The following is a 20,327-nucleotide window of genomic DNA, read 5'->3' as shown; positions in this document are numbered from 1 at the left end:
GGGTAATCGGTCATGGCGGTCGGGGGCTTCGTTGCCATCGACGGATGTATAGAAAAGAAAACCGAATATGTTGCAGTTTGGTTATTTGCCGATGATGTTTTCATTGTGTGGCACACTCAGCACAAATCGGTTTTTCTTTGCGTGTTTCAGTTGCACGCTTTGAACTATTTATGCAATGATAGCGCTGTCATTGCAATATTATTTGCCAGATTATAGATTTATGCCCGCATTTCAACAGGGAGGCAACCTTGACCCCACCACTCGCATCCAAACCGTATTCTCGTCATGCCATGGCATATGTTCTGGCCGGTGGTCGCGGTAGTCGCCTGAAGGAGCTGACAGACAAGCGCGCCAAGCCAGCTGTATATTTTGGCGGCAAAAGCCGGATCATCGATTTTGCCTTATCGAACGCCATGAATTCGGGTATCCGGCGGATCGGGGTTGCAACCCAATATAAGGCGCACAGCCTGATCAGGCACCTGCAAAGGGGCTGGAACTTCTACCGCGCCGAACGGAACGAAAGCTTCGACATTCTACCGGCAAGCCAGCGCGTCACCGAGAACCAATGGTATGAAGGCACGGCAGACGCGGTATACCAGAATATCGACATTATCGAATCATACGCGCCTAAATTCATGGTGATCCTGGCGGGCGACCATGTCTATAAGATGGACTATGAAATCATGCTGGAGGAGCACGTGAACTCTGGCGCGGATGTCACCATCGGCTGCCTGGAAGTAACGCCCGAGGAAGCCAAAGGTTTCGGCGTGATGCATGTGGACGATGGCGACTTCATCACCGACTTCCTGGAGAAGCCGGCGGACCCGCCCACGATTCCGGGCAAGCCGCATGCCTGCCTGGCATCCATGGGCATCTATGTGTTCGAGACCAAGTTCCTTTTTGACCTGCTGCGCCGCGACGCCGCAAACCCGAAAAGCAGCCGAGATTTCGGCAAGGACATCATCCCCTACATCGTGGAAAACGGGAAGGCCTTCGCCCACCGCTTCACCAAATCCTGCGTGCGTGCCGTACCCGGCGGAGAAGCCTACTGGCGAGATGTGGGCACAGTGGACAGTTACTGGGAAGCCAACCTCGACCTCGCGACCATTGAGCCTGGCCTGAACCTCTATGACCGCGAATGGCCCATCTGGACCTACGCGGAAATCACGCCGCCCGCAAAGTTCATTCACGACCAGGACGGCCGCCGCGGCGCGGGCGTAAACTCGCTTGTAGCCGGTGGCTGCATCGTGTCAGGTAGCCGGGTTGACCGGTCTCTCCTGTTCACCGGCGTGCATGCGCATTCTTATAGCCGCCTCAAGCGAACGGTTGTGCTTCCCTACGTAACCATCAACCGGGATGCCCGCATCAAGGACGCGGTGATTGACCGGGGCGTGACCATTCCCAAAGGGCTTGTCGTGGGTGAAGACCCTGTCGAGGATGCGCGCCGCTTCCGCCGCACAGATAAAGGCGTCTGCCTGATCACCCAGACCATGATCGACAAGCTGGAGGACAATTAATGCCCAAGTCCAGCGCGCGGCGAGTTCTCTTCGTTGCGTCAGAATGCTTTCCACTCCTGAAGACCGGGGGGCTGGCGGATGTTGCTGGTGCCCTGCCCCTTGAGCTTGCCAAATCGGGTCTCGATGTGCGCATGCTGCTGCCTGCCTTCCCGGCTGTGAAAGCTGGGGCGAAGCGCCCAAAGAAACTGGCGGAAATCAAGGACCTGTTCGGCGGGCCAGCAGCGCTCTATAGCGCAACGGCGGCAACAGGACTGAAGCTGTTCATGCTGGATGCACCGCATCTCTATGACATTGAAGGCAACCCATATCTGGACAGCAAAGGCAAGGACCGGGCGGACAATCATATCCGCTATGCTGCGCTTTCATTTGCTGCGGCGGAACTGGCCATGGGTCGGCACACTGACTGGGAGGCCGATACTGTCCATGCCCATGACTGGCAGGCGGGACTGACAGCGGCTTACATCGCCCTTGAAGACGGCCCGCGCCCCAAAACCGTTTTCACCATCCATAACCTAGCGTTCCAGGGCCTGTTCGACAAAAAGCACTTGGCCTCCCTTAAACTGCCCCGCAGCCTATTCCACCAGAACGGGATCGAATATTGGGACCAGATCGGCTTCCTCAAGGCAGGCATAGTCTATAGCGACCATGTCACGACAGTAAGCCCGTCATACGCGGCGGAGATCGCCACAGAAGACAAAGGTATGGGGCTTGGCGGGCTCTTGGCGAGCCTGGGCCCAAAACTTTCGGGCATTGTGAACGGCATCGACACGGATGTCTGGAACCCGGAAACAGATCCTACCCTCCCCGCTTCTTACAGCCGTCAGAAGGCTGCAGGCAAAGCAAAATGCAAGCAGGCGCTGCAGGCAGAAATGGGCCTGAAGCAAGACGCCAAAACACCGCTTTTCTGCGTGATCAGCCGGATGACAGACCAGAAGGGCCTTGATCTACTTCTGGAGGCCGTGCCGCATATTGTCGGTAATGGTGCACAGCTCGCGGTGCTCGGATCCGGCGACAAGGATCTGGAGGCCGGCTTCATGAAAGCCGCCAAAGACCACCCTGGTATGGTGAGCACCACAATCGGCTATGATGAAGCCATGTCCCACCGCATCCAGGCGGGGGCGGATGTGATCTTTGTCCCGTCCCGGTTCGAGCCCTGCGGCCTGACACAACTTTGCGCCATGCGCTATGGCACGCTGCCGCTGGTGGCACGGGTGGGTGGCCTTGCTGACACCGTGATTGACGCCAACCTGGCTGCGTTGCAGGCGGGCACCGGCACCGGCTTTATGTTCAGCCCGGTCACACAGGATGCCCTGCGCGCTGCATTTGACCGGGCGCTTAAGGCCTATGGCAACAAAGCCGCCTGGCGCAAATTGGTGCGTGGCGCCATGGGATATGACGTCAGTTGGCAAGCACCGGCTGCAGCCTACGCCGCCGTCTATGACGCGCTGACCAAAGACTGAGGGGTGTTTGATGGCAAAAGGGGCTGTGATCCAGCCGGGACGACCGAATCCCCTTGGCGCCACACCACTTGAAGGCGGCACCAATTTTGCGCTGTTTTCCGAGAACGCAACAGGGGTGGACCTGTGCCTCTTTGCGCCAGATGGCAAGCGTGAAGTCGCGCGCCATGCGCTGCCGGAACGTACAGGCAACATATGGCACGGCTTCCTGCCGGGCGTGACAGACGGCCAGCTTTATGGCTACCGTGTTCACGGCCCCTATGCGCCCAAGGAAGGCCACCGTTTCAATGCCAACAAACTGCTAATCGACCCATATGCCAAAAGGCTGTCGGGCACCTTCGGCGACCGGCGGGTCCTTCTGGGGTATGATCCCGGCCACACAGAGAAAGACCTGTCCTTCTGCACGCTAGACAGCGCATCCCACATGCCCAAATGTGTGGTCGGCGCGCCTGCCTTTCGTTGGGGCGAGGACACGCCACCAGGCACCCCCATGGCAAACACCATTATCTATGAAGCCCATGTGAAAGGCCTGACGCGCCTGCATATGGGCGTTCCCGCCAAGGCGCGCGGCACATTTGAAGGGCTAACAGCACCCAAGATGCTGGATCACTTGGTCAAGCTGAGCGTCTCGGCCATTGAACTGCTGCCGGTCCAAAGCTTCTTCCCGGAGCCCCGCCTGACGGACATGGGGCTCACTAACTATTGGGGCTATAACCCCATCAATTATTTTGTTCCCGAACCCGCCTATATGGGCCCTTCGGGCGAACAATCATTCCAGAAGATGGTGCGTGCGCTGCATACAGCCGGGATCGAAGTCATTTTGGATGTGGTCTATAACCACACAGCCGAAAGCTGGGAACTTGGCCCAACCCTTTCCTACCGCGGCATTGACAACGCCAGTTATTACCGGCTGCAACCGGATGCCCCGCGCTTTTACGTTAACGACACCGGCTGCGGCAACAGCCTGCGTACCGACCACCCCATGGTGATGTGCATGGTAATGGACAGCCTGCGCTACTGGGTTACAGACATGCATGTGGATGGCTTCCGCTTTGACCTGGCCCCCACCATGGCCCGCACCCAAGAAGGCTTCTGTGCCGATGCCCCTCTCATAGCCGCCATGCAGCAGGACCCGGTGCTCAAAGGTGTCAAACTCATCATGGAACCGTGGGACGTGGGACCGCACGGTTACCAGCTTGGAAGTTTCCCGGCAGGCATGGCCGAATGGAACGACCGCTACCGCGACCAGGTGCGCAGCTACTGGCGCGGCCACAAGGGCGCGAAGGCCGACCTGGCAGGCGGCCTATTGGGGTCTGCCGACATATTCGATGCGCGCCACCGCAAACCGCAGGATAGCGTGAACTTCATCACCAGCCATGACGGCTTCAACCTCACGGACCTGGTAAGCTATAGCCACAAACGCAATGAAGCCAACGGCGAACAGAACCGCGACGGGCACGGCCACAATATCAGTGACAATTGCGGCCATGAAGGCGCGACGGATGATGCGGCCATTCTGGCACGCCGCGCAAGGCGCAAGCGCAACCTTCTGGCCACGCTGATGCTGTCGCAGGGCACGCCGATGCTGCTGGCGGGAGATGAGATCGGCCACAGCCAGCAAGGCAACAATAACGCCTATTGCCAGGATAATGAAATCACCTGGCTTGATTGGGCAGGCACTGACGCCGACCTGACGGATTTTGTGGCGGGGCTAATCCGATTACGGAAAACCAACGCTTTGCTAAGACAAGAGAAATACCTGCATGACGCCAACGAGGTTGAATGGTTGGACGCCGGTGGCGGACCGCTTGAAGGCAGCGCTTGGCACTCCGACACCAGCCATTTCGGATGCCTCTTGAAGGGCCAATCGGAAGCGCTGTTAATGCTGATGAACGCGGACGCAACAGATGTGGACTTCCGCCTGCCTGGCGGAGATTGGGCATGCGTGCTAGACACCGGCAGCGAGACGCCATTTAAAGAAACCCGCACCGATAGCCAGGCTATCAGCCTCAAGGGCGAAAGTGTCATGCTATTGAAAGGCAGCCCACATGCTTGATGGCGAACTCTTGCACCGGCTTTGCCACGCGTATGGCATTCAGGAAGGCTTCCATGACCTGAGCGGCCATTTTCACCAGGCGTCAGCCGAAACCAGGAACATGCTGCTTGAAAACTTCGGCGTGCCGATCGGCGATGAAAAGCGCGCTTGGCAGCACCTGCTGGGCCGCGAGGAAGACCAGCGGCGCCCGCTGCCGCACACGGTTGTCATCCGCTACGCCCACGAGGGCATGACCCTTTGGCCTGCCCGCGCGGACGATCATACAATCCCGTGGCGGCTGATCATGGAAGACGGCAATTTTCTTGAAGGCGAGGCGCGCAGCGATAATGGCATTGAAATCCCCAGCAACACGCCACTTGGATACCACCGGCTTGAGCTGTGGCCCGATAGCGGCGCGATGCAAGAAAGCTTCCTGATCATCGCCCCCCAATCGGCCCGGCATGTGGACAGCAGCCGCAAGCGCTGGGGCATCACCACACCGCTTTATGGGCTGAAGTCCAGCCGCAACTGGGGCATTGGCGACTTTGAAGACCTGGCCAACCTGGCAACAGCGGCGGGCGAACAAGGCGCGGCCTTCATCGGCATCAACCCTGTGCATGCGCTGTTTCCGAAGGCGCCCGGCATGTATAGCCCCTATTCGCCTTCAAGCCGCGAATTCCTCAATGTGATGCACATCGCCGTCGACCGCATCGCGGAATTTTGGGAAGACGAGAGCGGCCAGAAATTTATGAAATCCCGTTCCACCATGGCCGCGCTCAAAAAGGCCCGCGACACTGACCATGTGGACTATCCGGCGGTTTATGCGCTCAAACTGAAGGCATTTGAAAAGGCTTTCAGCATTTTTGAAAGCCACCCCGACCGCCACCCGCGGAAAGTCGCCTATCGCCGGTATCTCAAGAAGAAGGGCAAGGCGCTTTGGCATCATTGCCTGTATGAAGTGCTGGCGGAACATCTGGGCGGCGAGGACACCCCGCTCTATGACTGGCAGGCATGGGACAAGGCGTATCACAGGCCTTCAGGGCGCGCCTGCAAATCCTTTGAGGCAGAGAACCGAAGCCGCATCCACTTCTATGCCTACCTGCAATGGATCGCCGCCGAACAGATAGACCACGCCCAGCAGGCTGCACTCAGCGCCGGGATGGATATTGGCCTCTATCTGGACCTTGCTGTTGGCATGGTGCCAGGCGGCGCGGAGGTCTGGACCAACCAGAAAGCCACCGCAACCCGCGCCAGTCTGGGTGCGCCGGGCGATGACGCCAACCCGGACGGCCAGAAATGGCACCTTTCCCCGCTTGACCCAAATGCCCTGAAGGAAACCGGATATGCCCTGTTCCGCAAGACGCTTCGGAATATGATGGCCTCAGCCGGGATGATCCGCATCGACCACATCCTGGGCGCCAACCGCAGTTTCTGGAGCCCGCTTGGATCTGACACGCCAGGCGGCTATGTGACCTATCCACTGGATGACCTGCTGGGCATCATCGCGCTTGAATCCAACAGGTCAAACTGCCTTGTTGTTGGCGAAGACCTGGGCATGGTGCCAGAAGGCTTCCGCGACACGCTGGGGCGCAACGGCTTGATGGGCTGTTCGCTTTTCCTGTTCGAGCGCTATGAGGACGGCTCGTTCAAACAACCATACGACTATCCGCCGAACAGGCTGGCCTCCCTGTCGAACCATGATTTCCCGACCATCGCAGGCTTTCTGGACGGCGCAGACATCCGCTGGCGGGAAGAACTGGGCATTGGGGCGACGGATGAGCAACTCGCAGACGCCCGCGCCCGCCGTGATACTGACAGGTTCCGCATCAAGGCCATGCTGCGTGACGCCGGCATGCTGGCGCAAGACACAGATGACGAGAAAGATGTTATCATAGGCCTGCACAGGTTCCTGGCCAGCACGGGCGCGAGCTTGATTGCCGTTCAGATTGAAGACCTTCTGGGTCAGGTGGAGCAGATGAACGTGCCCGGCACCACGTCAGAACAACCGAACTGGCGCCGCAAGTTGTCTCATCCAATTGAAACAATCTTTAGCGACAAAGCGGTATCGGATATTTTGACAGCCGTCACAGGCATACGCCCTAGCCAGGCAGACGATTGCGGGAGCGAGAACAATGACCATCAAAACCGTTAAGACCAGCCCGTTCGAAGGACAGAAGCCCGGCACATCGGGCCTCAGGAAGAAGGTTAAGGTTTTCCAGACACCCGGCTATCTGGAAAATTTCGTCCAGAGCATTTTTGATGCTCTTGGCGGCGTCGAAGGCGCTTCGCTGGTGCTAGGAGGTGACGGTCGGTTCTATAACGACGTTGCCATCCAGACCATCCTGAAAATGGCGGCCGCGAGTGGCGTTGCCCGCGTTGTAGTGGGGCAGAATGGTTTCCTGTCCACCCCAGCTGCGTCCTGTGTGATCCGCAAGGGGAAGCACACGGGCGGCATTATCCTGTCCGCCAGCCACAATCCGGGCGGCCCGGACGATGATTTCGGCATCAAATATAATGCTTCGAACGGCGGGCCGGCGGCGGAAAAGATCACCGACGCCATCTATGCCAGAACGCAAACCATCAGCGAATACCGTATGCTTGAAGCGCCAGACCTTGATCTGGGGGCTCTTGGGGAAGTCACCCTTGGCGACATGCAGGTCGAGATCGTTGACCCGGTCGCTGACTATATCGAGCTGATGGAAGACCTGTTTGACTTTGACGCCATCAGAAGCCTGTTCAAGGGGGGCTTTCGCCTCTGTTTTGACGCCATGCACGCCATCACTGGCCCCTACGCCAAAGCGATTTTCGAAGGAGCGCTCGGGGCACCGGAAGGAACCGTTATCAATGGCGATCCAAGTCCGAATTTCGGTGGCGGCCACCCGGACCCGAATCCCGTTTACGCCAAGGACCTGTTCAACATTATGTTTGGCCCGGACGCCCCCAACATGGGCGCAGCGTCTGATGGCGACGGCGACCGCAACATTGTTCTGGGCCGCAGCACCTATGTGGCCCCGTCAGATAGCCTTGCGGTGCTGGCAGCCAATGCCCAGGTCGTGCCTGCCTATAACCAGGGGCTTCGCGGCGTAGCCCGGTCCATGCCCACTAGCTGCGCAGTGGACCGAGTGGCTGCCGCCATGAAAATACCCTGCTTTGAAACACCGACTGGGTGGAAATATTTCGGCAACCTGCTGGACGCCGGGCGTGCAACTTTGTGCGGGGAGGAAAGTGCCGGCACCGGGTCAGACCATGTGCGTGAAAAAGACGGCATCTGGGCTGTGCTGATGTGGCTCAATATCCTGGCGGAAACCGGCAGCAGTGTTGCTGACCTTTTGACGAGCCACTGGCGCACCTATGGCCGCAACTATTATTCCCGCCACGACTATGAAGCGGTCGACGCTCGCGCCGCGCAGGAGCTGATGGCTGCCCTTCGGGCCAAACTTTCCAACCTGCCAGGCGAACAGTTCGGCGACGAGACTGTCGAGCTCGCGGACGATTTTTCATACTCTGACCCTGTCGACGGTTCTGTCGCATCCGCCCAGGGCATCCGCGTGATCTTCAAAAGCGGCTCCCGCGTGGTGTATCGCTTGTCTGGCACCGGAACTGAAGGTGCGACGCTCCGTGTCTATATCGAACGATATGTGGCAGGGCCTGAAGGCCTGAATGAAGACACCCAGGAAGCTCTAGCGCCGCTCATTGAGACCGCCGGTGAGTTGGCGGAAATCGCAAAACATACCGGCCGAACCGAGCCTTCTGTCATCTCCTGATTATGAAACAACTCGTCTTGTCCCGCCCTTTTCCCGGCGGGGCTTTAGCTAGGCGATTCACAAAAAAAGGGCCCGCGAGGTGCGGACCCTAGTGCCCCAATAGGCTGAGAGGTTAAGTTGCAAAGGGTCAGTTGGCGACTGGGCTGGCGCCAGGATCGCACCAGCCGGAGTTTTCCCCCGATTTCACCAAACCAATGTTGGCGAAAGTCATGCTTGCCTTCCCTGTCACGCTGAACCGGAACGGTTCCAAGAGCGCTTCAAAGTCGGCTTCGTCATTCGAGAGGCAAGCAAGGGGCACGGATACTGTAGTCCACCCTTTGCCGTTGGAAGCCTTCAGGAATACGTCGATATCAAGCGAGCGACTGCAGGCCTCGCCACAGCGAACAGAAAGGCTGGCGCCTTCGCCGTCAAAGCTGTCCACGCGAAGGTCGAACCGGAGCGCCGCACCTGCCACTGCCTGATCGCTCACGTCCATCGCCGGCGCATCGCCCATGAAGAAATAGCCATCCCCATCGCTAAGCCAATTCACCTTTACGGCATCCGCCTGGATATCCTTGTCCACAAGTTCTGCTGTCATGCCGCCCCCCGGAATTTGGGCATAGTAGCCACTGATCACCTGCGAGGACTGATCATTGGCGACAAACAAGCGCCACGGAGACAGCGGACGACCTGCGAACAGGTCCAGGTCGCCTCCTCCACTGGCTGCGACACCCGGCACATCTTCCGGAAGCACACCCAGGTCGGAACTGGCGCCAGCATAGGTCAGTCCATGGCCAAATGGGAAAAGCGGAGCATAGCCTTCATCCTGTGGGTTCAGCCTGCCCTGCAGCGGGTTAGCCGGCCAGGAAAAGGAAAGCCGCCCCTTGAAGTCATGGCGCGGGTTGCCGTCCGCATCCGCGATCAGCACGTCTGCCACACCCTGCCCTTCAGAACCCGGTAGCCATGCAGCGACAAAAGCGTCAGAAGCATTAAGTTCCGGGTTCACCCAGAGCGGTCTACCAGAGAGGAACACAGACACCACAGGGATGCCCTCGCTCTTCAGCTTCTCCAGAAGCGCGAGGCTTTTCTTGCTGCCCGGCTCGAATTCAACCGTATCGATGTCGCCTTGGCCTTCTGCGTATGGGTCTTCGCCAAACACCACGACGGCCACGTCAGGTTTTTCGCTGTAGCTGCCATCTTTTGAAAGCACGGCCCTGCCACCCGCTTGTTCAAGCGCATCGCGGATACCGGCGAAGATGGAGGTCGCGCCAGGAAAATCGCTGTTCTCATTGCCGGTTCCCTGCCAGGTGATGGTCCAGCCACCAGACTGTTTGCCGATGTTGTCGGCGCCGTCACCGGCAACCAGAACAGTCGCAGATGGATTGAGCGGCAGAAGGCCGCCATTGTTCTTCAGCAGCACGAGGCTTTCGCGCACTGCCTGGCGCGCGACCGCACGGTGCGCCGGCTGGCCGATGATGCCGTCCTGCCCCGCAGCACCACGGTCAGACGGGCGGCCCTTTTCAAACAAGCCAGCCCGGATTTTTACCCGCAGGATACGTGACACGGCATCATCAAGCCGGGCCATAGAAATTTCGCCGCTGTTCACCTGGGCCAGCGTATTCTTGTAAAGGTCTCGCCATTCCTCAATTGCCATGAACATATCAAGGCCGGCATTGATGGCTATCGGGCAGGATGCGTTAGTGCAGCCAGGCACCTGGCCATGACCATTCCAATCGCCCACGATAAAACCTTCAAAGCCCATCCGCCCCTTGAGCACATCAGTCAGCAGATATTTGCTGCCATGAAGTTTCTGGCCGTTCCAGCTGGAGAAGCTTGCCATCGCGGACTGAACGCCAGCTGCAAGCGCGCCCTTGTAGCCAGCGGCATGAATGTCCAGCAGCTCTTGCTCAGAAATCTTCGCATCGCCCTGATCATCACCGCCTTCGGTGCCACCATCGGCGACAAAGTGTTTGGCCGTTGAAACGACATGGTCAACATCAAGAAACTCTGACGTGCCCGGAATGCCCTGCACGCCCTCCACCATGGCGCGCCCATATGCCTCTACAATTTCCGGGCTTTCGGAGTAGCTTTCATAAGTTCGCCCCCAACGGTCATCCTGGGCAACCGCAAGTGTTGGCGCGAATGTCCAGTCAATGCCGGTGACGCGCATCTCAAGCGCTGTTACCGCACCGATCTGGCGCAGAAGCTCCGGGTTGTTGGCAGCACCAAGGCCAATGTTGTGGGGAAACAGTGTGGCACCAATAACATTATTGTGGCCATGCACCGCATCGCTGCCCCAGATGATCGGAATCGCCTGACCGCCGTCGGATATGTCCATTGAGGCGTCATAAAAGGCATCGGCCATCGCCAACCATTCCTGTGGCGTCGCATGCTTGTTCCGGTTCGGCAGCGAACCACCACCGTTCAGGACAGAACCGATATGATAGACCTTCACTTCTTCCGGCGAGATGTGCTGGATTTCCACCTGCATGATCTGGCCAACCTTTTCCTCAACTGACATCTGCGCCAAAAGGTCCGCCACCTTCTGTTCGGTGGCTAAGTCTGTCCTGACCGGGCTCTCAATCGCTGGCCAATCAACCGGCCCGGCCTTGCTTTCCGTTGCCGTTGGCGCGTCATCGCAGCCAGCAAGGGTCAGCGCGACTGCTGCCATAAAAATTCTGTAATCAAGATACTTCATAACGTCCGCTTCCCTGACTCGCGTCCCTACCGACAACGCTACTCCCTTCCAATATGATAGCGCTGTCATATCCTTCTTCAGCCTAGCATGAAAATTTCACATGTCCATGAAAATCTGACAGCGCTGTCAGATTTAAGCCAATTTAATTATCCGCAGGTTTCTGCCAAACACGCACCCAATCGACTTCAAACCGGGCTGGAAAAGCCGCCTTATCAACACCCTTGGCACCGCCCCAATCGCCACCAACAGCAAGGTTCAGGATGATGTAAAAAGGGTGATCCAGGGGCCATTCGGCATGGCCATCACCACTCTGCTTTTCGATGCGGAAGTACTCCCGGCCGTCAATATACCAACGGATTTCGCCCATGTCCCACTCGACAGCATAGTCGTGAAAAGCGGTTGAAGCATCTGCCACCTGCATGAAATCGCCCTTTTGGGTGCCAATACGGTGATTGAAGGCTTCCGTGTGGATGGTGCCATGAACCTGCCCCTGATTATAGCCCACATGCTCCATGATATCGATCTCACCAGACTTGGGCCAAGGGCCATAGCGCGCGTCCTTCGGCATCATCCAGAAAGCAGGCCATGTGCCGACACCAGACGGCAACTTGGCACGCATTGCGAAACGCCCGTAGGTCCAGCCGGGCACGTTTTCGGTCGTAATCTTGGCCGAAGTCACCTTGTTGCCCATCCGGGCTTCAATAATGAGCTTGCCGTCTTCCAGACGCAGGTTCTTATCCTTGCCCCGATAAGACTGAAGCTCATTGTTTCCGAAACCGCAGTTGGACGGACAGCCATTGCCTTCGACCACATGCCAGACACTTTCATCAAGCTCCGTGCCGTCAAATTCATCCGACCAGACAAGCTCATAGCGATCCTCTGCTATGGCAGCCGTACTCATGGCAGCCAGGGCACCGGCTGCAGTTAGCAATTTCCTGAAAGTCATGCGGCCCCCTTCGCCATCATCTCAGCGGCCTTGCAGTATTGCTGCACATAATCATGGTGAGAGGGGAGCTGCGTCGCCGTTTTCTCCACATTCGTGCGGATATGGGCGAGGAAATTATGCAGCTCTTCTTCGGTCATGCGGTCCGCGATCGGATGATACTGACCGGGCATGATCCCCTGCCCCAACATCACCTGTACCCAGCTGTTTTCTGCGAACAACTGGTCGTTCGGGCGAAACACACGACCGGCATCGCGGAACAGGGCAATCCGGTGCTTCAGGCCGTCCGGGATATCCATGTTTGCGCATTGGCGCCAGAACGGCGTATCGCGCCGTTCGGTGACATGATAATGGAGGATAATAAAGTCGCGAATATGTTCCATCTCGTAAGACGTCTGGGCGTTGAATTCATCAATATCTGCCTGAACGATGCCGGTGTGCGGGAACATCTGCATCAGTCGGAAGATACTACGCTGGATCAGGTGAATGCTTGTACTCTCGAGCGGCTCGATAAAGCCGCTTGAAAGCCCCACAGCGACAACATTCTTGTTCCAGTGCTTGCGTCGCGTGCCCGTGCGGAACTTGATCACCCGCGGGTCTACCAGCGGCTTGCCCTCAATATTCGCCATCAGTGTATCGATTGCGGACTGGTTGTCCTGATAATTGCTGCAGAAGACCAGGCCGTTGCCCACGCGGTGCTGCAGCGGGATGCGCCACTGCCACCCACTGTCGTGGGCGATGGACTTGGTATAAGGGATCGGCTCAGAGACTGCTTCCGTCTGAACCGCGATGGCGCTGTCGCACGGCAGCCAGTGCGTCCAGTCATGATAGCCGGTGTGCAGCGCCCCTTCGATCAGCAGCGCGCGGAAGCCAGAGCAATCGACGAACAGGTCGCCTTCAATCACCTTTCCGCCCTCAAGCGTCACGCTTTCAACATAGCCACTTTCTCCGTTTTGGCTAACGCTGGTGATTTTGCCCTCAACACGCTTGGCGCCGTGTTCTTCCGCCATTTTCCTGAGGAAACCCGCATAGGCCGTGGCGTCCAAATGATAGGCGTAATTGAGGCCAAGCTTCGGCAGGTGTGCAAATTTGCTCTGCTCGGCGGCGATCAGTTCCAGGCAGTAGTCACCGAACTTATAGTCGATGCCTTCCTTCAGTCCCCGCAGCCAGAAATGCCAGAAGCCTGCTGTCCAGTGGTCCTTGCCGGTGATACCGAAGGAGTGGATATAGCTTTCACCCTTCTGCTTCCAATTAACAAACTCAATCCCCAGCTTGAAGGTAGCCTTGGTGGCGGCCATGAAGGCTTGCTCATCAATGCCGATCAGCCGGTTATAATTCACGAGCGTCGGGATCGTCGCCTCGCCCACTCCCACAGTGCCGATCTGGTCGGATTCGATGAGCGTGATATCAAGCACGCCGCCCATGATTTTCGAGAGCGCTGTGGCCGCCATCCAGCCAGCCGTGCCTCCGCCCACAATCACCACACGTTTAATCGTTTGTGCTGTCATCTGTTCAACCCGTTCAAAAGGAAGGCGCGGATACGCCGTGCGTTTTCGTCAGTCATTGGCCCCAGAACGCCCCTGCCCCGTTCCGGGATATGCGCCGATGTTTCATCTGTGTTTTCAAAGACATAGTGATTGAATATCTGCTGCCAGACCTTTTTCTGTTCAGGTGGCAGGTCACGGAGCGCCAGAAGCGCAAGCTGCAGCGCATTATTGGGCGGCCCCATGAAAGCCGGTGACTGGCGCCACCAATAATTCACCAACACATTGAAAGCTGCGAGGCCGTCCACCGCGTGCCACCACATGCTGGGGATAAAGATGGCATCGCCAGCCTCGAGCTCGGCTGTTTGCGCAGCCGCCAGCGCCTCCCGGTAGCGCGGGAACTTTTCAAAATCCGGTGCATGCAGATCCACCATGCTGACAGGCTGGCCCGCCGGCGTGAAATCAAGCGGCCCAACATAAAGGTTCGGCAACTGGTCTGGCGGAAACAGCGTGAAGCGCCGCCTACCGGCCGCCACACAGGCCACATTGTCAGCCAGGTCATAGTGGGCCGAAATATGCGTCCGGTTGCCGATCCAGATGCTTTCAATATAGCGCCTGTCGCCCAGCGGTACGCTATTCTCGTCGCTGAACGCCGGTAAGCAATCTCCGATGGCGGTGGAACCCACATAAAGGAACGGCGCATCCGCCTCCTCCTCGTGTCTCTCCAGAAGATCAAGAAACTTGTCGAGCTTGATACGCTTATAGTCGAAATTCAGCCCGCTCATGTCTTCCTTGTAGAAGGGCTTGCCACCCGCTTCAGGCCCGGCGTGGGAGACAATGACCTCGGAGCCATTATAGAGCCCCTTCAGGTAAGCACGGGCGTCGGCGGACGATTTCCTGCCTGCAGCCACAAACGGCCAATCCGCGGCGAGCCCACGCAGCACAACAGGCTCCTGGCCTGCCAAAAGCTCGTCCGTCAGGTCTGCGCCCGTAGCACCAGTAATTTCACGGATGGTCTTCAGGTCATGCATGGTTAGGCCAATGTCCGGTTTTTCCGCTCAATCAGGTCACGCAAATTCGAAAGCGACGCAACAGCCATATAAAGCGGCTGTAAGTAGCCCTTCTCATTAAGTGCACTCAGCGCCTCGCCGTCGAGGCCATAGAGCTTTTCTTCATTGATTGTGTGAAAGCCCACCAGCCGGTTGGTTGAACCATCCTTCAGTTCAATCTCAACGGCCATAGGCTCCAGAAGGCCATAGCTGTCCACCACTTGGAAGAAATCAGCACTGGCGGTTGCCCCCATGTGCAAGCGGTCAAGGATGGCTGCGATATGCTCCAGATAATCCGTGTTGCCGCCCTGGGGCAGGAAAACCGGCTGTCCTTCGCTTTGGCTAACGCGCGGGCTGTCCATGTCCACATGGATCACCGTTTGCGCTTCTTCGCCTGGGCGCTGCTGAATACCGATCACAAAAGGCTGCATCTCCACCACCATGGGTACATAGTGGGCGTCCCAGCCACTGTCGGTCAGGAACAGGTTTTCACCTTGGGCAAGGCCAAGGAGCGTCACGGCCTGAAAAGCACCTGAATTGGGGTCTTTCTGAAACAGGATCGGATAGTGGGCCTGAAGATCCCGGAATTCGATGGGGAAGGTGAGGCAGCTCATGATGGCGTCGCCAAGCGCAGCCGACCGATCCGTGATAATTCGCAGATCCCTGTGATCCACATTGTTCAGCAAGACATGTTGCGTCATCACCCTTCTCTTCCACTCTACTGGTATTCTTATTGTTTATCAGCTTATCCGGCATCTCCCCAGAACCGGCATGCTGTTTATGCTACGCCCTTTCGGGCGGCCCAGACAAGGCACATGGCTCACTGAACCGACGCTTTACCCCTGTTGGGCAGAAAGCCGCCACGAATGGCGGCCTTCCTTGGGCTTGGGAAAGTTGAGGTTGCCCTAGAACTTGTAGCGAACACCAACCTGGTAACGCGCACCAGCCTGTGTTGCCCAAAGGACGGTGTTTTCACTCCGCCCGTGGCTCCGCTGCGTGGCGCCCGTCACGTTGATGCCCTCTGCAAACACCGTGATCTGGTCGTTCACATCATAGCTGACGTTCACATCAAACTGGCCGTATGCCTCGACATAGTTCGGGTGACGCTGTGCATATTCGCCCTGGATAATCCCGGACAGGAACTTGTCACGCCAGTTGTAGGCGACACGAACCTGAAGGCCATCTTTGTCGTAGAAACCGACAATGTTGGCTGTGTCCGAAAGACCGTAAAGCGCGAATTGTTCCTGGTTCCAGTTCGTCAGGTCATTAAACCCAACATCACCGTTTACGATGGTGTAGTTCAGGATCGCACCAAAGCCGCTATCACCAAAGGTGTGCTGCAGGGCAAATTCCCAACCATTCAGCTTGGCAGACCGCTGGTTTGACGGAATGCTTACCACAAACTCAAGCGTTGGATCTTCGCCCGCTACACCCAGGATGTTGCCTGTGGTGTCGCCGTTGGAGTCAACGCCCGTGACTTCCACGGTGCTTGGGTCCGCGTTCGCGAAAATCCAATTCCGGATTTCCACCAGGTCGTCGCTGCCTACAGCTGCCACGGCGTCGTTATAACGTGGGCCTCCGAATGGGTTCGGCAGGTCAAATGGTGTAGCCGTAATGGTTTCCGTGCCGATGAAGTTTTTCACCTTCTTGTTGAAGTACCCAACAGCGAAGTAGCTTGCATCGTCATAGTACCATTCAGCACTGAAGTCCCAGTTGGTGGATTCGAATGGAAGTAGGTCCGGGTTACCCTGGCTACCCGTACCGCCACCAATCCGGAAGAGATTATTAATGGTCTGGCCACCTTGGATGTCTGCATAGTTCGGACGTGCGATCGTCTTGGAGTAGGACGCCCGCAACACCACATCCTGAAGTGGCGAGAAGTCGATATCAATGGATGGAAGCCAGTTATCGTAGCCACCAGTCAGTTCTGTGAAATCCTGATCCGGTGAGAAGATTACCACAGCTTCGTTGGCTGCAACCCACTGTGTGCCGGTCGCGATTGGCACAAGTGCACGAGACGTCACATCCGTGTCCTCATAGCGCAGGCCAGCCACAATATTCAGCGGATTACCGGAGACTTCCCAGCTTGCATTCACCTGGAAGTAGGCAGCAAAGGTTTCTTCAGTGGTGCGACGATCAACCTGCCAGTCGGTAGAAGCACATTGTCCGTTACCGCCACATGCGCCGTAAAGATCATCGATCAGACCAACCATGGTCTCGAAGTCATAGACGACCCACTCGTTAAAGAGCGCCGCATTATCGGAGCCATCGAGATTGTCAAACTTGTCAGCTACACTGATAACCTCAAAGATGTCATCGGGCAGGTCCGAAGCCGGCCCTGCACCGCCCCAGGTGTCACGCTGTACGTTGGCGTAAGCCGACCGTACTTTATTCTCCGTATAGGACGCGCCAAAGTCGATGCTTTCGACGATACCCTCATCAAAGTGCCAGGAGCCGTTGAACTGCGCCTGCTCGATATCCGTCCGCATGTAGCTGTTGCGGAAGCTCGAGCCTGTGGACACGATGCGTGATGGGTCAATTCCCGTCAGGCCATCGACCTGCGAGATGGACAGAACCGGAAATTCTTCCGAAAAATCAATCGATTGCGACTGAAGCGTGAAGCTTGCAGTGCCGAGCGCGACGTTGCTGCCATAAGGGCTATCTGCACCGGACTCCGCGCTAGAGTTATGGTAATCCAGCTCAAGCTCGAAATTGTCGGTCGGTGTCCACTCTACATTGAAACCAAGGGACTTGTTTTCATTCTTGGTGGCGAACTCAACGCCGCCAAACGAAAGGTCGCTTGGGCTGCCGCCGAAATCTTCGGCATACAAGAGCGGGCCTGCAACCGGACCGTCCGTCCATGCGCTTGTTGTTGCGCCATGGTTGAACCAAACGGACATGTCATGACGCTCGGTACCGATTTTGTTCTGTGAATAGGTGTAGTCCGCTGTTGCAGTGATGGTATCGACCGGGCGGAACTGCATGGTCAGCTGGCCGTTGATGCGTTCACGGTCGATCCCAGTCATGGAATAAGCCATGTTCTGCGTTGTGGAATAATAGTCACCAGCGCCAGGACGGTTGGTGACATTGATGTCAGCTTCCGTGCCACCATCCGGGATCTGCGGCAAAGTCCCCCAGTCGTTCTGGGTACCTTCAAACGCGCCGCGCCAACCGGCAGATGCCTGCGTGTATCCACCCTTGCGCTTCTGGTAGGAACCTGTCAGGGCAACACCAAATTTGTCGTCAGCAAAGGTGTTGCTGTAGAGGCCGGAAATCTCAGGCGTTACGGATGTACCGTCGTCGTCTGACGTATCAGCAACAGCCTTCGCACCAATGGTCGCCTTCATGCCGGGCGCATCAAGCGGACGGGTCGTGGAGATATTGATCGTGGAACCGATACCGCCGGTTGGTACGGAGGCGCGACCAGTCTTATATACCTGCACGCCAGAAATGCCTTCTGCTGCGATATTCGCAAAGTCGAACGAACGCGAGGCTGACGCAGACGTATCTTCAAGGCCGGATGTCGGCATCTGACGGCCATTCAGGGTCACAAGGTTGAAGTCTGGACCGAAGCCACGAACCGTTACCTTGCTGCCTTCGCCGTTGACGCGGTCAATGGACACACCGGTAATGCGCTGAAGTGATTCCGCCAGGTTCGTGTCGGGGAACTTACCGAAGTCCTCAGCACTGATGGCGTCAACAATACCGCGAGCGTCGCGCTTGACATCCATCGCCTGCTTCAGGCTGCCACGAATACCCGTAACAACGATTTCTTCCAGTCCCAGGTCATCAGCCGAGGCGTCATCAGCCTCCTGCGCGACTGCGGTAGAGGCCGTAACAGCCGCCATAATAAGCGACATGGTACTCGCTACCGAATTTCGATAAATGCTTCCAGGTCTCATGAATTTCCCTTCCGTTCCCCTAAGCTAAGTACATTTCCCTAATAGGCGCTTAAATGAGCCATATCTCCCAAAACATGACAGCGCTGTCTTATCTAACTATAAAAACAGCGGCAATTTGTCCAGACATTTCAGACAGCGCTGTCATATTATAGCCAACAAAAATCCGCAAAATATCTTTTCCCGCAATAACTTCAGTTACTTAGAAAGCAGCATCAAGACAGTCCTACCGGACAATTATTTGGGGAAAATACGCCAAATGTATACTGAAAAGGTTTAAACCTGCCCCATGTAGCGACTCACGATTCCGGCGAAACCGTTAATTCTGATTTGATGTTTCTTACGCAGAAACCTTCTGAACAGATTTACGGACAACAAGCTCATAATCAAAGGTAATGGTCTTATCTTCGAGCGCGGCACTTTTGCCTTTCGCTTCCAGAATAAGGTCGACCGCACGCGCGGCCATGTCCTCGATCGGTTGCCGGACAGTGGTAATTGCGGGTGATATGATGGTTGCCAGGAAGTCGTCATCGAACCCCATGACAGAAAGGTCACCCGGCACACGCAATCCATGCGCCTGGGCACAGGCGACAACGCCTGCAGCCATTTCATCGTTACTAGCAAAGACTGCGGTTGGCCGGCCGTTGACCGCCAGCAGCTTTTCGGCCGCTTGATAGCCACTGTCGTACGAGAACATGCCGGGCACAACCAGATCGTTACTGACAGGCAGCCCGTGGGCCCGCATGGCCTTGGAATAGCCCTGCTCCCGGTCAAGGGAACACCCGTGGTTCGGGTCACCTTTGACGAAAGCGATACGCTTGTGCCCAGCCTTGATCAGATATTCGGTCGCTTCAAAAGAGGCCTTGAAATCATCTATCTCGATCTGACCCATGTCCTTGGCATCCACGCCTGGACCGATCCGCACGGTGGGCACCTGGCGCTCCCGAAGGGCGTCCAGAACCGTCACATCATCACACACAGGCGACGACAGGACCACGCCATCGAACCGAATGCTGTTCAGGATTTGACGAAGTTTGGCATCGTTGCCGCGTTCTCTGAGTACATCGACAACCAAATGACAGCCAGCTTCTTCACACCGACGCAGAATGCCGCGCTGAACCTTGGAAATATAATCACCGCTAGGGTCATCAACAAACAGGCCAATCATGAAAGACCGGTTGCCTGCAAGCCCACGGGCCTGCAACGACGGGCGGTAGTTGAGCTCAGCCGCAACGGCCAGCACCTTTTCCTTCTTGTCCTTCGAGACATATTTTTCGTTGTTAAGCACGCGGGAGACGGTCTTCATCGACACGCCAGCAAGCCGGGCGACATCACTGATGGTCGCGTTTTTTCCCTTTAAATCATCCACTTCTACACTCCTGCGTCGCTCGACAAAGCCTGAATAACACTATAGCGTTGCTATTGCGACAGTCACGTAAATATGATAGCGCTGTCAGCCACTTAACCTCATTATGACCGCCTGCCGAAGGCCATCCAGGGGA

At 56.9% G+C, this 20,327-nt stretch carries 12 protein-coding genes; 5 read left to right on the top strand and 7 right to left on the bottom strand.

Annotated features, from left to right (window positions below; translation table 11 throughout):
- Positions 1-290 precede the first annotated feature (290 nt).
- From glgC to KORM41_RS19480, 5 genes are read left to right on the top strand one after another with little or no spacing between them, the layout of a single operon-like run.
- Positions 291-1,517 (top strand): glucose-1-phosphate adenylyltransferase, encoded by a 1,227-nt coding sequence (gene glgC / locus KORM41_RS19500; RefSeq protein WP_068152585.1) that lies wholly within the window; start codon positions 291-293, stop codon positions 1,515-1,517.
- Positions 1,517-2,977, top strand: coding sequence for a glycogen synthase GlgA (gene glgA / locus KORM41_RS19495; protein ID WP_068152373.1), 1,461 nt, complete (start codon positions 1,517-1,519; stop codon positions 2,975-2,977). Before glgC ends, glgA begins: the two co-directional genes overlap by 1 nt.
- 10 nt (positions 2,978-2,987) lie before the next feature.
- Positions 2,988-5,030, top strand: coding sequence for a glycogen debranching protein GlgX (gene glgX, locus KORM41_RS19490; protein ID WP_068152372.1), 2,043 nt, complete (start codon positions 2,988-2,990; stop codon positions 5,028-5,030).
- Complete coding sequence (gene malQ / locus KORM41_RS19485; RefSeq protein ID WP_068152370.1) at positions 5,023-7,161, top strand: 4-alpha-glucanotransferase; 2,139 nt, start codon at positions 5,023-5,025, stop codon at positions 7,159-7,161. Before glgX ends, malQ begins: the two co-directional genes overlap by 8 nt.
- The gene (locus tag KORM41_RS19480) at positions 7,142-8,773 is read left to right on the top strand and encodes an alpha-D-glucose phosphate-specific phosphoglucomutase (RefSeq protein WP_068152368.1); all 1,632 of its coding nucleotides are present in this window, start codon (positions 7,142-7,144) and stop codon (positions 8,771-8,773) included. Before malQ ends, KORM41_RS19480 begins: the two co-directional genes overlap by 20 nt.
- Before the next feature lie 127 nt (positions 8,774-8,900).
- Here the strand turns inward: KORM41_RS19480 and KORM41_RS19475 are convergent, their stop codons facing one another.
- The 7 genes from KORM41_RS19475 to KORM41_RS19445 form a co-directional block, all read right to left on the bottom strand.
- Complete coding sequence (locus tag KORM41_RS19475; RefSeq protein ID WP_156432067.1) at positions 8,901-11,423, bottom strand: glycoside hydrolase family 3 protein; 2,523 nt, start codon at positions 11,421-11,423, stop codon at positions 8,901-8,903.
- Positions 11,424-11,592: 169 nt separating this feature from the next.
- Positions 11,593-12,396, bottom strand: coding sequence for a glycoside hydrolase family 16 protein (locus KORM41_RS19470; RefSeq protein WP_231727348.1), 804 nt, complete (start codon positions 12,394-12,396; stop codon positions 11,593-11,595).
- Positions 12,393-13,901 carry a tryptophan halogenase family protein gene (locus tag KORM41_RS19465; protein ID WP_068152364.1) on the bottom strand — a complete coding sequence of 503 codons (1,509 nt, stop codon included), beginning with the start codon at positions 13,899-13,901 and terminating at the stop codon, positions 12,393-12,395. Before KORM41_RS19465 ends, KORM41_RS19470 begins: the two co-directional genes overlap by 4 nt.
- Entirely contained in the window at positions 13,898-14,908 is a 1,011-nt protein-coding gene (locus tag KORM41_RS19460) for a cupin-like domain-containing protein (protein WP_068152356.1), read from the bottom strand. Before KORM41_RS19460 ends, KORM41_RS19465 begins: the two co-directional genes overlap by 4 nt.
- Before the next feature lie 2 nt (positions 14,909-14,910).
- Entirely contained in the window at positions 14,911-15,627 is a 717-nt protein-coding gene (locus tag KORM41_RS19455) for a SapC family protein (RefSeq protein ID WP_068152353.1), read from the bottom strand.
- A 204-nt stretch (positions 15,628-15,831) separates the two neighbouring features.
- The gene (locus KORM41_RS19450) at positions 15,832-18,828 is read right to left on the bottom strand and encodes a TonB-dependent receptor (protein WP_068152350.1); all 2,997 of its coding nucleotides are present in this window, start codon (positions 18,826-18,828) and stop codon (positions 15,832-15,834) included.
- Between the two features lie 337 nt (positions 18,829-19,165).
- A complete protein-coding gene (locus tag KORM41_RS19445) occupies positions 19,166-20,194 on the bottom strand; it encodes a LacI family DNA-binding transcriptional regulator (RefSeq protein WP_068152346.1) in 1,029 nt (342 codons plus the stop codon).
- Positions 20,195-20,327 lie beyond the last annotated feature (133 nt).

The organism is Kordiimonas lipolytica (genome assembly GCF_001550065.1).
The sequence above is the reverse complement of the archived record's forward strand: the minus strand, read 5'-3'. Positions and strand labels throughout refer to the sequence as shown.